15 protein-coding genes are annotated in these 12,386 nt (G+C 59.2%); 12 read left to right on the top strand and 3 right to left on the bottom strand.

The genetic code is table 11. The annotated features are described in order from the left end of the window. Nucleotides 1-9 precede the first annotated feature (9 nt). From DZG07_RS17785 to DZG07_RS17750, 8 genes are all read left to right on the top strand, one after another. A complete protein-coding gene (locus tag DZG07_RS17785) occupies nt 10-2,361 on the top strand; it encodes a putative monovalent cation/H+ antiporter subunit A (RefSeq protein ID WP_119819203.1) in 2,352 nt (783 codons plus the stop codon). Nucleotide 2,362: 1 nt separating this feature from the next. Beyond that, on the top strand, nt 2,363-2,782 hold the full coding sequence (locus DZG07_RS17780; protein WP_119819200.1) for a Na+/H+ antiporter subunit B: 420 nt from the start codon (nt 2,363-2,365) through the stop codon (nt 2,780-2,782). Next, entirely contained in the window at nt 2,782-3,159 is a 378-nt protein-coding gene (locus tag DZG07_RS17775) for a Na+/H+ antiporter subunit C (RefSeq protein WP_091913864.1), read from the top strand. The genes DZG07_RS17780 and DZG07_RS17775 overlap by 1 nt, the downstream gene beginning before the upstream one ends. 3 nt (nt 3,160-3,162) lie before the next feature. After that, nucleotides 3,163-4,728 (top strand): Na+/H+ antiporter subunit D, encoded by a 1,566-nt coding sequence (locus DZG07_RS17770; RefSeq protein WP_119819197.1) that lies wholly within the window; start codon nt 3,163-3,165, stop codon nt 4,726-4,728. Continuing rightward, entirely contained in the window at nt 4,728-5,201 is a 474-nt protein-coding gene (locus tag DZG07_RS17765) for a Na+/H+ antiporter subunit E (RefSeq protein ID WP_119821848.1), read from the top strand. The genes DZG07_RS17770 and DZG07_RS17765 overlap by 1 nt, the downstream gene beginning before the upstream one ends. After that, nucleotides 5,198-5,533 (top strand): cation:proton antiporter, encoded by a 336-nt coding sequence (locus DZG07_RS17760; RefSeq protein ID WP_091913867.1) that lies wholly within the window; start codon nt 5,198-5,200, stop codon nt 5,531-5,533. The genes DZG07_RS17765 and DZG07_RS17760 overlap by 4 nt, the downstream gene beginning before the upstream one ends. Continuing rightward, nucleotides 5,530-5,892 (top strand): monovalent cation/H(+) antiporter subunit G, encoded by a 363-nt coding sequence (mnhG, locus tag DZG07_RS17755; RefSeq protein WP_091913868.1) that lies wholly within the window; start codon nt 5,530-5,532, stop codon nt 5,890-5,892. Before DZG07_RS17760 ends, mnhG begins: the two co-directional genes overlap by 4 nt. A gap of 294 nt (nt 5,893-6,186) precedes the next feature. Further along, a complete protein-coding gene (locus DZG07_RS17750) occupies nt 6,187-6,618 on the top strand; it encodes a MucR family transcriptional regulator (RefSeq protein WP_091913869.1) in 432 nt (143 codons plus the stop codon). A gap of 7 nt (nt 6,619-6,625) precedes the next feature. On the opposite strand, the gene DZG07_RS17745 is transcribed toward DZG07_RS17750, so the two are convergent. Beyond that, nucleotides 6,626-6,985, bottom strand: coding sequence for a cytoplasmic protein (locus DZG07_RS17745; RefSeq protein ID WP_245429510.1), 360 nt, complete (start codon nt 6,983-6,985; stop codon nt 6,626-6,628). Nucleotides 6,986-7,203: 218 nt separating this feature from the next. Between DZG07_RS17745 and DZG07_RS17740 the strand changes: the two genes are divergently transcribed. Together DZG07_RS17740 and DZG07_RS17735 are read left to right on the top strand one after the other, a co-directional pair. Beyond that, the gene (locus DZG07_RS17740) at nt 7,204-7,611 is read left to right on the top strand and encodes a helix-turn-helix domain-containing protein (protein ID WP_244537862.1); all 408 of its coding nucleotides are present in this window, start codon (nt 7,204-7,206) and stop codon (nt 7,609-7,611) included. Nucleotides 7,612-7,624: 13 nt separating this feature from the next. Further along, nucleotides 7,625-8,428 carry a DUF6456 domain-containing protein gene (locus DZG07_RS17735; RefSeq protein ID WP_245429509.1) on the top strand — a complete coding sequence of 268 codons (804 nt, stop codon included), beginning with the start codon at nt 7,625-7,627 and terminating at the stop codon, nt 8,426-8,428. 9 nt (nt 8,429-8,437) lie between these two features. Here DZG07_RS17735 and DZG07_RS17730 read toward each other — a convergent pair whose 3' ends face one another. Together DZG07_RS17730 and DZG07_RS17725 are read right to left on the bottom strand one after the other, a co-directional pair. After that, nucleotides 8,438-8,863 (bottom strand): SufE family protein, encoded by a 426-nt coding sequence (locus tag DZG07_RS17730; RefSeq protein WP_091914076.1) that lies wholly within the window; start codon nt 8,861-8,863, stop codon nt 8,438-8,440. A gap of 117 nt (nt 8,864-8,980) precedes the next feature. Beyond that, entirely contained in the window at nt 8,981-9,316 is a 336-nt protein-coding gene (locus DZG07_RS17725; RefSeq protein WP_091913872.1) for a DUF5330 domain-containing protein, read from the bottom strand. 527 nt (nt 9,317-9,843) lie between these two features. On the opposite strand from DZG07_RS17725, the gene DZG07_RS17720 reads away from it, so the two are divergent. Next, nucleotides 9,844-11,580 carry a PAS domain-containing sensor histidine kinase gene (locus DZG07_RS17720; protein ID WP_119821846.1) on the top strand — a complete coding sequence of 579 codons (1,737 nt, stop codon included), beginning with the start codon at nt 9,844-9,846 and terminating at the stop codon, nt 11,578-11,580. After that, nucleotides 11,555-12,340: a peptidoglycan-binding protein gene (locus DZG07_RS17715; RefSeq protein ID WP_119819192.1), complete on the top strand. Its 786-nt coding sequence runs from the start codon at nt 11,555-11,557 to the stop codon at nt 12,338-12,340. Before DZG07_RS17720 ends, DZG07_RS17715 begins: the two co-directional genes overlap by 26 nt. The last annotated feature ends 46 nt before the right edge of the window (nt 12,341-12,386 follow it).

Raw genomic sequence — 12,386 nt, 5'->3', positions numbered from 1 at the left:
GGCAACGGGATGGGAACGGGGGAACGGCCGCTGACATTTTTTGCGCTGATATTGCCGTTTCTGGCCGCTGCGGCAGCACCATTCCTGACCCGACTGCTGAAGCACAACGCTGCCTGGGTTCTGGCGCTTGCGCCTCTTTGGATGTTTTCGCATTTCGCCGGAATGTCAGGGCCGGTTTCCGAAGGAGCGGCGATTGCCGGCGGCTTTGACTGGATACCGAGCCTGGGTGTCCGCTTCTCCTGGTATATCGATGGACTGTCGCTGACGTTTGCCCTGCTCATCACTGGCATCGGCACGCTGATCGTGCTCTATTCCGGCGGCTATCTCAAAGGCCATCCGCACCAGGGCCGGTTCTTTTCCTTCATACTGATGTTCATGGGCGCGATGCAGGGATTGGTCGTTGCCGACTCCTTCCTGATGCTTTTCGTTTTCTGGGAACTGACCTCGATTACTTCGTTCCTTTTGATCGGTTTCGACCACGCTCGCGAAGCCTCGCGCCGTGCTGCCTTGCAGGCGCTGGTGGTCACCGGACTGGGTGGCTTGTCGTTGCTAGCCGGCCTGCTGGTAATCGGGGCGGCGAGCGGCCAGAATGATCTTTCGGGGCTGTTGGCTTCGGGCGATATCATGCGAAACAGCCCGCTCTATCTGGCAGCACTCATTCTGCTTCTGGGTGGCGCTTTCACCAAATCCGCGCAGTTTCCGTTCCATTTCTGGCTGCCCAACGCCATGGAGGCACCGACGCCGGTGTCGGCCTACCTGCATTCGGCAACGATGGTGAAGGCCGGCGTCTATCTCGTCATGCGCATGAACCCCGTGATGGGCGACACGGCTGCGTGGGAGACGATACTGCCGCTGTTCGGCGGCGTGACGCTGCTGGTCGGAACGCTGCTCGCGCTCAGACAGACCGACTTGAAGCTGATGCTCGCTTATACGACGGTCGCTTCGCTCGGCCTGCTTGTCATGCTTACCGGCTTCGGTTCGGAAAAGGCCATTGAGGCGGCGGTGCTCTATCTGATCGCGCATTCCATGTTCAAGGGCGCGCTGTTCATGGTGGCCGGCCTGATCGATCATGAGAGCGGAACGCGCGACATTCGCTCGCTGGGCGGGCTTCGCGGCGCAATGCCGATTACCTTCGCAGCCGCGATCCTTGCGGCACTATCCATGGGCGGCCTGCCGCTGTTCTTCGGCTTTCTGGCCAAGGAAGAGATTTATGCCGCGGTTGCGGTCGGGGGCGGCTGGGCCACTTTGGTGACGATCGTGGCGATCGTCGGCAACGCGCTGATGTTTGCAATCGCCTTTGCTGTTGGGCTGAGGCCGTTTATCGGCGCGCCCGCCAAGACGCCCAAGCACGCGCATGAAGGCCCCGTCCTGCTGTGGCTCGGCCCCATCGTCTTGGCTCTTTCGGGCCTGCTGGCGGGACTGTTTTCGACCGTTGCGCATCGATTGCTTTCGAGCCCGATGGCAAGTGCGGTCGCCGGGCAGGACCTGCAGGTCGATATTTCGACCATGCCGCATATAGGCATCCCGTTGCTTCTCTCAGCGCTGACCATCGCGCTTGGTATCGGTGCTTATCTGGCGTTGGACCGGCTGCGCGCGAGCATGGCTTCGGTTCTGGAGGCTATCGGCTGGGGGCCGGATCGCGGCTTCGACCAAGTGATACGCGGGCTGCTGCGGCTGTCGTTCAGCGTGACAAAAGTTGTCCAGAGCGGCCGGCTCGACATCTACATGACCGTGACCTTCATCGCGGTTGCGCTGACGCTTCTGGTGCCGATGGTGCTGTTCGACGAATTGCCTTCCATGCCGGTGTTTCCGGACCTGTGGTTCTACGAATGGACCGTGGTTGCTATCGCGGTGATAGGCCTTGGGGCTGTCGTTTATGCGCAGGATCGGCTGACTGCGATCGTTTCGCTCGGCATTCAGGGATTTGCGGTCGCGCTTCTGTTCATGCTGATGGGCGCGCCCGACCTGTCGTTCACGCAGTTTATGGTCGAAACGCTCTCGGTGGTTATCCTGGCGCTCGTCATGACGCGGCTTCGGCTCAGCGTTTCCGATCACCGGCCGACGGGTCAGAAGGTGCTGGATATCAGCGTTGCCGGCGCCTGTGGGTTGGCCTTCGGCATGCTGCTGCTCAAGGTAACGCAGCTTCCCTTCGACGAGACGCTGAGCACATTCTTCAAGAACTATTCGCTGGTCATCGCCCATGGCCGCAACGTCGTGAACGTCATCATCGTCGACTTCCGTGGACTGGATACGCTGGGCGAGATCGCCGTGGTCATGATTACCGGGCTGGCGATTCTGGCTCTGATCCGCATTCGCACCAAGGACCCGGCTGTCCCGGCCAAACGGAAAGGAAGGCGCTGACATGCGAACGCTGATCTTCCGAACAGCCGCGCCCTATCTGACCAGCCTGATGCTGTTGTTCTCGGTGTTCGTGCTGCTGCGCGGTCACAACGAACCGGGCGGCGGTTTCATTGGCGGGTTGATCGCGGCTTCGGCCTTTGCAATCTACGGTATCGCCTTCGGGGTGCCGGAGGTGCGGAGAGCAATGTATTTCCACCCAATGGCGATTTCGGGCTTCGGCCTGTTTCTGGCGGCACTTTCCGGACTGCTGTCCTATGTGCTCCATGTGCCGTTCCTGACCGGGCTCTGGACGTCGCCAAGCCTCTTCGGCATCACCGTCGATCTTTCCACCGTGATGTTCTTCGACATCGGCGTCTATCTGGTCGTGGTCGGCTCGATCACTTCCATCGCACTTGCCCTTGAAGAAAGGGAGGAAGGCTGATGGAGACGGTTCTTTCCGTGCTGGTCGGACTGTTCTTTGCGGTCGGCATCTATCTGATGCTGTCGAAACACGTGATCCGCATTCTTCTCGGCATTGCTATCTTCGGCAATGCGGTCAATCTGCTGATCTTCACCGTCGGCAGGATCACGCGTGAAGTGCCCCCGATCATTCCGCATGGCTTCGACGTGCCGCCGGGACCGGTGGCCAATCCGCTGCCGCAGGCACTGATCCTCACAGCGATCGTGATTTCCTTTTCCTTCTTCGCTTTCCTGCTGGTCCTTGCCTACCGCGCCTATCAGGAGATCGGCACCGACGACACAGACGGCATGCGCGTCGCCGAACCGGAAGGCGAAACCCTTCCGCCGCTGGGGTATTGAGTTATGGCGGGTGAAGCCGGAAAAATCGTCGACGTAACGGCTGCCATGATCACCGCGCCGGTGACGGCCGCGGATTGGCTGGTGATTGCGCCGGTCGTTATCCCGATCGTGTTCGGTGCGCTGCTGCTGATGTTCCGCCACGAAATGCGCTGGCATGGCATCGTCGCGCTGGTCGGTCTCGGCGCAATGGTCGGCACGGAAGTGGCGTTGCTGCTACACGTGCTGGCAAACGGCCCGCTGTCGATGACGATGGGAAGCTGGCTGCCGCCTTTCGGCATTTCCTTCACCGCGGATGCTTTGGGCGCGACATTTGCGCTGACGTCGGGCATCGTCGCGTTCATCTGCGCGATCTTTGCTATCCGCGACATCAATGTTTCCGGCAGGCGATACGGCTTCTACCCGTTCCTGATGCTGCTGATGGCGGGCGTCAGCGGGGCGTTCCTGACTGGTGATATCTTCAATCTCTATGTCTGGTTCGAGGTTTTCGTCATCTCGTCGTTCGGGCTGCTGATCCTCGGGTCCGAAAAGGCGCAGATCGATGGCGCGACCAAATACGCGATCCTCAACCTCGTGGCCACGACGCTGTTCCTGATCGCCACCGGGTATCTCTACGGCACCTTCGGCACGCTCAACATGGCAGATATCGCCCGCAAGGCCGAAGGTTTGCGCGCGACCGCGCCGTTGATGACGCTGGCATCGCTCTATCTGCTGGCGTTCGGCATGAAGGCGGCGGCATTTCCGGTGAATTTCTGGTTGCCGGCCTCCTACCACACCCCGCGCATCGTGACGGCTGCCCTGTTCGGCGGACTGCTCACGAAGATCGGTGTCTACGCACTTCTGCGGACGCTGGTGTTGCTTTTTCCGGTTGAGCGCAGTGTTCTGGCCGATCTCATAGGCTGGGTTGCGATCTTGACCATGGTGCTTGGTGTCATGGGCGCGCTGGCGCAGTCGGATACGCGGCGCATCTTCGGGTTCCTGGTGATTTCCGGCGTGGGCGTCATGCTGGCCGGATTGGCGTTGGGCACGCAGACGGGCCTCTCCGGCGCGATCCTCTATGCCGTGCATTCCATGCTGGTGATGACGGCGCTTTATCTGCTGGCCGGTATGATAAAGGAACTTGGCGGCAGTTTCTCCCTGCGCGAACTTGCCGGGCTCTATCGAAGCACGCCGCTGTTGACTGCGATTGCGCTCGTGCTGGCGCTGGCCGTTGCGGGCCTGCCGCCGGGCTCGGGCCTCTGGCCAAAGGTTCTGCTCGTAAAGGCCTCGCTGGAGGCAAATCAATGGTTGCTTGCCGGTGCGGTTCTGCTGAGCGGGTTCCTCACGACCATCGCATTGGGTCGCGTCTTCATTCTGGCGTTTTGGCGGGATCAGGAAGATGCAGGTGAAACGCTGGCGACCGATACGGCGTCACCGGTTCTTGGCTACGGTGTGCTGCTGGCCTTGATGGTCCCGATCGTCGTTTTGGGCGTGTATCCCGAGCCGTTCATCAAAATAGCCGACATTGCCGCCGGCGGGCTTCTGAACAATGCCGGCTATATCGGTGCGGTATTTCCGGCGGGAGGCGGATGATGACGGTCTATCTCGGCGTAATCCTGCTTGCTCTCGCATGGGCGGCCGTAACCGGCTCCTTCACCCTTCCGAACCTCGTCTTCGGCCTGGTCCTCGGAAGCTTGACGCTCTATCTCGTTCGAGAACAAAGGGGGCCGTTTCGCAGTGCCTTTCGCCCCGGCAAGGTGCTTTCGCTGGCTCTGCTATTCGTGAAGGAACTGATTCTTTCTGCATGGCGCGTGGCCCGGCTCGTGGTTTCACCCAGAATGGAACTGCAACCCGGCATATTCGCCTATCCTTTGAAGGTGGATCGCGATTTCGAGATAACCTTGCTGGCAAACCTTATTACGCTCACGCCCGGCACGCTCTCGGTCGATGTTTCGGACGACAAGCGCCTGCTTTACGTCCACGCGATCGACTGTTCGGACCCGGAAGCGGCGATCAAGGACATCGAGACGGGTTTTGAGCGCAAGATACTGGAGGCGTTCCGATGATCTCCGGTGAAGACTTCCTGGCCTATTGCGTGATCGTCGCTCTGGCGTTGCTCAGCCTTTCCTTTCTGCTGACGGTCTTGCGGGTACTGCGCGGACCAACGCTCCCCGATCGTATTCTTGCGCTCGACATGCTGGTGGCCATCGCCATCGGCTTCATCGCCGTTCTCGGCATCAAGACCGGCTATGCCTTTCATGTCGATATTGCGATTGCGCTCGGACTTGTCGGTTTTCTTGCCACGGTCGCCTTCGCTCGCTTCGTGTTGAGCCGCGGAGCCAAGGATTTCGACGGTCCGAAGGGCGCCAAAAGCCGACCCAGGAGGGGGAAGCGATGATCGAACCGTTGCTTGATTATGCTGCAGGTATTCTGATCGTAATCGGCGCTATTTTTGCCTTGATCGCATCGATAGGCCTGCTTCGGCTACCAGATCTGTACACGCGGATGCACGCAGCCTCCAAAGCCGGCACGTTGGGATCGTGCGTCATGTTGATAGCGCTTGCCGTTCAATCGCAGGATCTGGCCATATCGACCAGGGCGATCGCAGGCGTGATATTCTTCCTGTTAACTGTGCCGATATCTTCGCATCTGCTTGCAAAGGCTGCACATGCTTCCGGTTATCGCATGTGGGACAAGTCCGTTCGGGACGATATTGAAGGTTTCGTCCAGAAGACGAAAAAAATCACGCGAAATTGATCCACCGGCAATAAAAAATATAGTGCAGAAGCCGCATTTGACGATGCTGCTGAGCTTTCACCTACTTAAGGGTGGGGGATGTCAGTATCCTAAAGATATTTAGTGTGATTATCTGGACTGACCAAGGTCAAAAACAATAGATGAGAAAATATTTAATTGACTTACTTTGCGGTGAAGGTCATTAAGAAGGATCGACGCGAGTCGTAATGGTCTTGCCTGTCGTGAAATTCCGCAAAGCCCCACAAAATCAAAAAAAGGGGCGTTTTTGAAACTTATCCCTGGGGCCAGAAGAATATGGACATTACCGATACGTCTACCAAGAATTCCGAAATGCTAATTGAGCTGACAGCCGATGTGGTTGCTGCTTATGTCAGCAATAATCCAGTTCCGGTTGGCGAACTGCCAAATCTTATCGCCGACGTACATGCAGCGCTCGGTCGTGTTGGTGGAGCTGTAGAGCAGCCGCAGACCGACAAGCAGAAGCCTGCTGTCAATCCGAAACGCTCGGTTCATGAAGAATACATCGTCTGCCTTGAAGACGGAAAGAAGTTCAAGTCGCTCAAGCGTCACCTGATGACCCACTATGGTCTGTCGCCCGACCAGTATCGTGAAAAGTGGGGCCTGGACCCTGCCTATCCGATGGTCGCGCCGAACTATGCAGCGGCTCGTTCGCAGCTGGCCAAGAAGATGGGCCTGGGCCGCAAGCGCAAGACGGCCAGTAAATAAACTGCAATCAATACAGTTTCGGCGGCGCCTTCGGGCGCCGTCTGCGTTTCTGCGTCCGGCATGGGGCAGGGGACGCAACCATTCGAGGCGGCAGTCCTGTATCGCGCAACCGGTCAAGCACCTGCTTCAACGCGATATGGCGATTCAGATCGTAGGTCCAATGCCTGCGCATGCCCTTGAGACGCTCGCGTTCGATCGCCCTTTCCAAGCGAATTATCAGCCGCAGCCTTGGTTCGGGGTCGGCGCTCAGCGCGGTTGTCAGATCGATGCCGCAGGCGAGATGAAGTGCCGCGAGTTGCCGGGCGTTTTCCGTCTCGGCCATCTGGCGAGCACGGAATGCCTGTGATTCAGCGCGAATGTCGTTCATTCAAGTGGGTTTCCTTTGTTGACCCCGGTTGAACGCACTATCCGCCGCCTCCCAATGAGGGGGATAAAAATCGGCTTTTTATTTTTTCCGATTAGAAAAAAACAACGCTATTTCAATGTGATGAGTATTTTTGCCTACTAAAAATGTTCCTCTTTTGTTCACATTGCCGTCGAGTGCAGATATAAGAACTTATTCCTACACGCGGAGGGAAAGGTTCAGTGCATCTCACGGCGGCAGTATCCAGAAATTACCAGGAAGAGACGGAGCCCCCACGCGTCTCGCTGACGTCGAGCAGTGGGCGGCGGGAAGAACGCATCATCGAATTGTGCGAAGGCATGATGGATATCACGGCTGCCTTGTTCAACGTGTCGAGCAAGGAACTGCGCAGTCCGGGTCGGGGTGGCCTCGGCGTGTCGCGGGTCAGGCACATCGCGATGTATGTCACGCATGTCGCGTTGAGCGTGACGATGCGCGACGTAGGAGCCGGCTTCGGGCGCGACCGCACCACGGTCATGTACGCCTGTCACCTGGTCGAAGATTTGCGGGATGACGCGGACTTCGATCGCATGGTCGCGCTTACCGAGCGGGTCGCACTGGCAGCATTCGGCAACAAAGCGAGCTTTTGAAATGGCGCATCAGATGATCGAAGACAATGAAGGCTGTCGGCGGATCTCACGCTTTCTGTCCAGAGGTCCCGCCCTGGTTCAGGAAACGGCGGTCGACGGAAAACTTCTGCTCGAAGGCGAAGAGCACGGGACGATCGCCGTGGATCGGGAGGCTCTTGTCGATCTGATCGGCCGTGGGGTGGTCGCTCGCCGCGATGACAAGGTGAGGCTTGTCGCGGCGCGTCCTGCTGGAACACAGGCAGTAGTGGCCGATGAAACCGCCTCTCAGCAGCGGCAGCGCGAGTTTGAAACGAGGGTGATTGAAGTCGACGGCGTTTCTGCGCTGGCGACGGTCAATCTTTCCGAATCGCCGCTTGGGCAGTTGATGCGACGCAAGACGAGGACGGGTGCGTCCTTTCTGTCGCTGGCTGAATTTGAGGCGGGTGAGCGCCTGCGTTCGGATTACACGCGCGGGCAGATCATGCCGCGGCTGGGTGCGAACTGGGTAGCCAGCGTGGCTTCCGGCAAGCGCGGGGGCGGAAATGGGATCGCGGAACTGACCGGCTCGGCACTGGCGGCGCGCCAGCGGGTTGATCGGGCAATCACAGTCGTTGGCCCGGAGCTTTCGGGCGTTCTCATCGATGTATGTTGCTTCCTGAAGGGTCTGGAACAAGTGGAACTGGAGCGCGGATGGCCGGTTCGCTCAGCCAAGATTGTCCTGAAGACCGCGCTCGGTGTGCTGAGCAGGCATTATCGTCCGCAGTCAGTCACGCCGAGCCCGGCAAAAAGAATGCTGCATTGGGGCAGTGAAGACTATCGCCCGGTGCTGGACAGGTGACGAGCCGGCTTAGGCCGGCTGCAGCGCAGCCTCAGCGTCGCGCTTGATGCGCTTGATCATCGAACGAAGCCCGTTTGCGCGCTGCGGCGTCAGATGTTCGTCGAGGCCGAGAGAACGCAAAACGGCTTCGGCGTCTGTCGTTATGATCTCGCTGGCGCGCCTGCCGGAAAAAAGCGCAAGCATGATCGCAACGAGCCCGCGAACGATATGAGCATCCGAATCGCCCTGGAAATTGATGACCGGATCGACACCTTCGGCGGGCTCGGTAAGCAGCCAGACCTGACTGACGCAACCTTGAACCTTGTGAGCATCGTCGCGCGCCGAGTCCGGATAGGGAGGCAGGGCCTCACCAAGCTCGATGACATAGCGGTAACGATCTTCCCATTCGTCAAGGAAGGCGAAGTCGTCGCGGATGCTTTGCATAGTTGCGCTCATGCGCTCGATATAATGCCGCGGCCGCGCGACGTCACGGAAAAAGAAAGACACCGCAGGCGCCGAGAGGGCAGACTGGCCTGCGGTGTGGCCGCCTCGCTGGGCGGCAAAGAGAAATCGTTAGTTGGCAGCCGGTGCTTCCGGCGCGACCGGCGGGACGCTGCCGGTTTTCGTCGCGGTGTCGGGTTCGCCGAATTTGCTGTCCAGCATCTCGAAGGCGATCTTGGCCGCTTCACGCGCCCTTATGCCGACCGTGTGCATGGCGGATTTGCCGACTTCGCAGACTTCCGGTTTGCGTTCGCAGATGCCGCTGACATCGCCGACCGCTTCCCGGGCGGCGAGAAATGCCTGAATGGCATTTACATTCGGCTGGTCGCTCTTTGTCTCACCGAAGTCGAACGGGAGCACCAGAAGAACCAGCGAAAACCAGAATGCCATTTTGATGAGAAAGCCCATGTCCTTGCCCTCTGCTAACGTCGGTCATGCGTCTTTTCCGGCACGACTCGTTTTGTTGAGGTGAGATTGACATGGACGCACAAAGGACGGCTTGCAGAACTCGACGGCATTTTGCGCAAATTTTGCTAAAATTTTAAACGATCGGATGCCCGGCGTACCGAGGATCGCATGCCGGCAAAGGCTGGTAACCTTTGGCTAACCATATAAGCTTCTGTTCCTGATCGATATTTCCAGACGGCAAGGATGCAGCGTGCGCCGGGCATCTCGTTTTTGAGGGATCCGGCAACCTAACCATCTGTTTACTATGCAACAAACTGGCAGGGATTTTCGCAGCCACCGTACTGATATTCGCCATCAGCAGGGTACTGAAAGGGCGTGCCTTATCCATTCTTTAAAGGCTGGATGCGAGTTTCGAAGCCAATCAATAAGCGATCCGCGAAGCGGACCAGATGCGAGTGCGTTGAGTGAGTTTGTTTGCCACCAGATCCAGCGAAGTGTTCGGCGCCATTGCCGCCGCCTGCGACCGGTTGGTGCACCCTTCGGTGGCCGAGGCCTTTGCGCGCGCCCGTCAACAGCGCATGGTCGGCATCCTGCTGGCCGCGCCGTTCTTTGCAGCTGTCGCTGCGGCGTTCTTCCTGTCTGCTTCGCTAGGTGCTGCGACGACGCTGACCGTGATTTGCGCCGCCTTCAGCGTCGCCTGGGCCGGTATCGTTCTGATCGGCTCCACGGCTGATGACAAAGTTGCCGGCAGGGCTTCCTTGGTCATCGGTTGCCTTGCTCTTTCAGTTCTTGTTGCCGCTGCCGGTGGAACGGCATCTCCGATGACCGCCATGATATTGGCGCTGCCGTTGGAGGCCTATTGGCAGCGCCGCACAGTGCGATCGGCATTGTGGGGTGGCGTGGCTGCGCTGGCGGTACTGCCGCTGCAGGCGATTCTCACGACGGCCGTTTTCACCGAAACGGCGCCGGTTTCAGCCTGGCACTGGCTGGTTCCGTTGGCCTATCTGGCATCGCTGCTGCCTCGCATCGGTGGATTTGCCGGTGCGCAGAATCAAAGCGAGCAAAACGAAAGCCACCCACGGCTCGAGGATATCGTCGATGGCGTGGTGTTTCGGATGGCGCAGAGTGGCGACGTTGCTGATGTCTCCACGCAGGCGCGGACGAAGTTGCATCTCGCACCAGAGCTTCTGCTCGGAACAGGGCTGTTCGATCGCATTCATATCTCCGACCGGGTCGGCTATCTCTGCGCGCTCGCCGATCTGCGCGATGGTGCTGCGCGACAGACCGTCGAAGCCCGTATTCGCCTGCCGCAGCGCGACAACAGCAATGCGAGCGACAACTACCGGCCTTTCCTGATCGAACTGATGAATGACGGCGATGAAGGCAATGGCTTCACGCTGCTCGTCCGCGAGAATGACGAACTGGCTGGATTGCGCGCCGAACTGACTGTGGCGGCTGAGGCGGCTGAAACGCTCGAACTCGCCAAGGGGCGCTTCCTGGCAGCGGTCAGCCACGAGCTGCGCACGCCGCTCAACGCCATCATTGGCTTCTCGGACATGCTGATCCACGAGATGTTCGGCGGCTTCAAAGATCCGAGGCAGAAGGAATATGTCACGCTGGTGCGCGATTCCGGCCACCATCTGTTGTCGGTCGTGAACTCGATACTCGATGTGTCGAAGATCGAATCGGGTGCATATGCCACCAACCCCGAACTGTTCCGCTTCGCCGATGCCGTCGAGATGTGCCGCTCGATGATGAGCCTTCAGGCCGAAGCCAAGTCGATTTCACTTGCAACGCAGATCGCCCCGGAAGCAGGCGAAATTCATGCCGACAAGCGCGCGGTCCAGCAGATGCTGATCAATCTCGTCTCCAATGCCATTAAGTTCACGCCGAATGGCGGCAAGGTCACCGTCGGCGGCAAGCGGCTCGGCTCGCGGCTGCATTTCTGGGTCAGCGACAACGGCATCGGCATCGCCGATGACGACCTTTGCCGGCTGGGCAAGCCCTTTACGCAGGTGCAGAACGACTATACCCGACAGTTCGAGGGAACAGGTCTTGGCCTCTCGCTGGTGAAGGGGCTGGTTACGCTCCACGAAGGAACGATGTCGATCGAAAGTGCCCTGGGCGAGGGGACGACTGTGACCATAACCCTTCCCGTCGCTGGCCCGGCCAAAAAGGAACCGGCGAAGAAGGGGGCATTGCTGCCGTTGGAGGCTGGCAGGAAAAAGGAGACCGGGCATGGCGCGCTCCGCAAAACGGCCTGAGAAACGCGCTCCCAAGCCTGGTCCGCTTGAAGGAAGCGTGCTTGCCCTTGGCGGGATGATCTCCCGAAACCCGGTTCTGGTGGGCGGATCGACCGCATTTCTGGTTGCGCTGTTTTATGTATCCGCCAACGCGCTCTGGTACCAGCCGCATGCTCATACCAGTGCGTTCTTTGCGACACGGGAATTCAGTCTTCTGCCGGCACGCAATGAGTCCGCTTCGCTCGAGCCGGAAACGACAATCCAAATCGAGCGTCCGGAAGAGGTGCCCGCCGTGCCCGTACGGCCGAAGAGCGACCCGGCGGTTGAGCAGGTTCAGGCTATTCTGAAGGACCTGAATTTCTATGCCGGCACGGTCGACGGCATACCGGGCCCGGCAACGACAAAAGCGATCGAAACCTATCAGCGAAAGATGGGCCTGACGCCATCCGGCAAGGTCGATCAGCAACTGTTGAGTCAGCTGGGCGCAAATCCGACCACGGCCGGCATAACGCCGGCGCCGCGCCCGGCTCCGGTGCAGCAAACACCGACGCCAATTCCGGCAGTGCAGCCGGTTTCTGCGCCCGCGCCTAGCCCTCGGGTTTCGAAGATTCAGGCCGGGCTGAAGGCTTTCGGCAATGACGGCATCGAGATTGACGGGCTAGTGGGCGCACGGACGAAGTCGGCTATTCGGGAATTCCAGTCGCTGTTCGGGCTGCCCGAGACCGGCGAGCCTGACGAAGCCGTCTATGTGAAGATGAAGGAAATCGGCCTGACGAAATGAGGCTGGCGCATATTCGGGCGACCGGATAAGCGTTGCCCTCCTTTAT

The sequence above is a fragment of the Mesorhizobium sp. DCY119 genome, assembly GCF_003590645.1.
Classification (GTDB): domain Bacteria; phylum Pseudomonadota; class Alphaproteobacteria; order Rhizobiales; family Rhizobiaceae; genus Mesorhizobium_M.
This window is presented reverse-complemented; position numbering and strand designations above follow the sequence as displayed.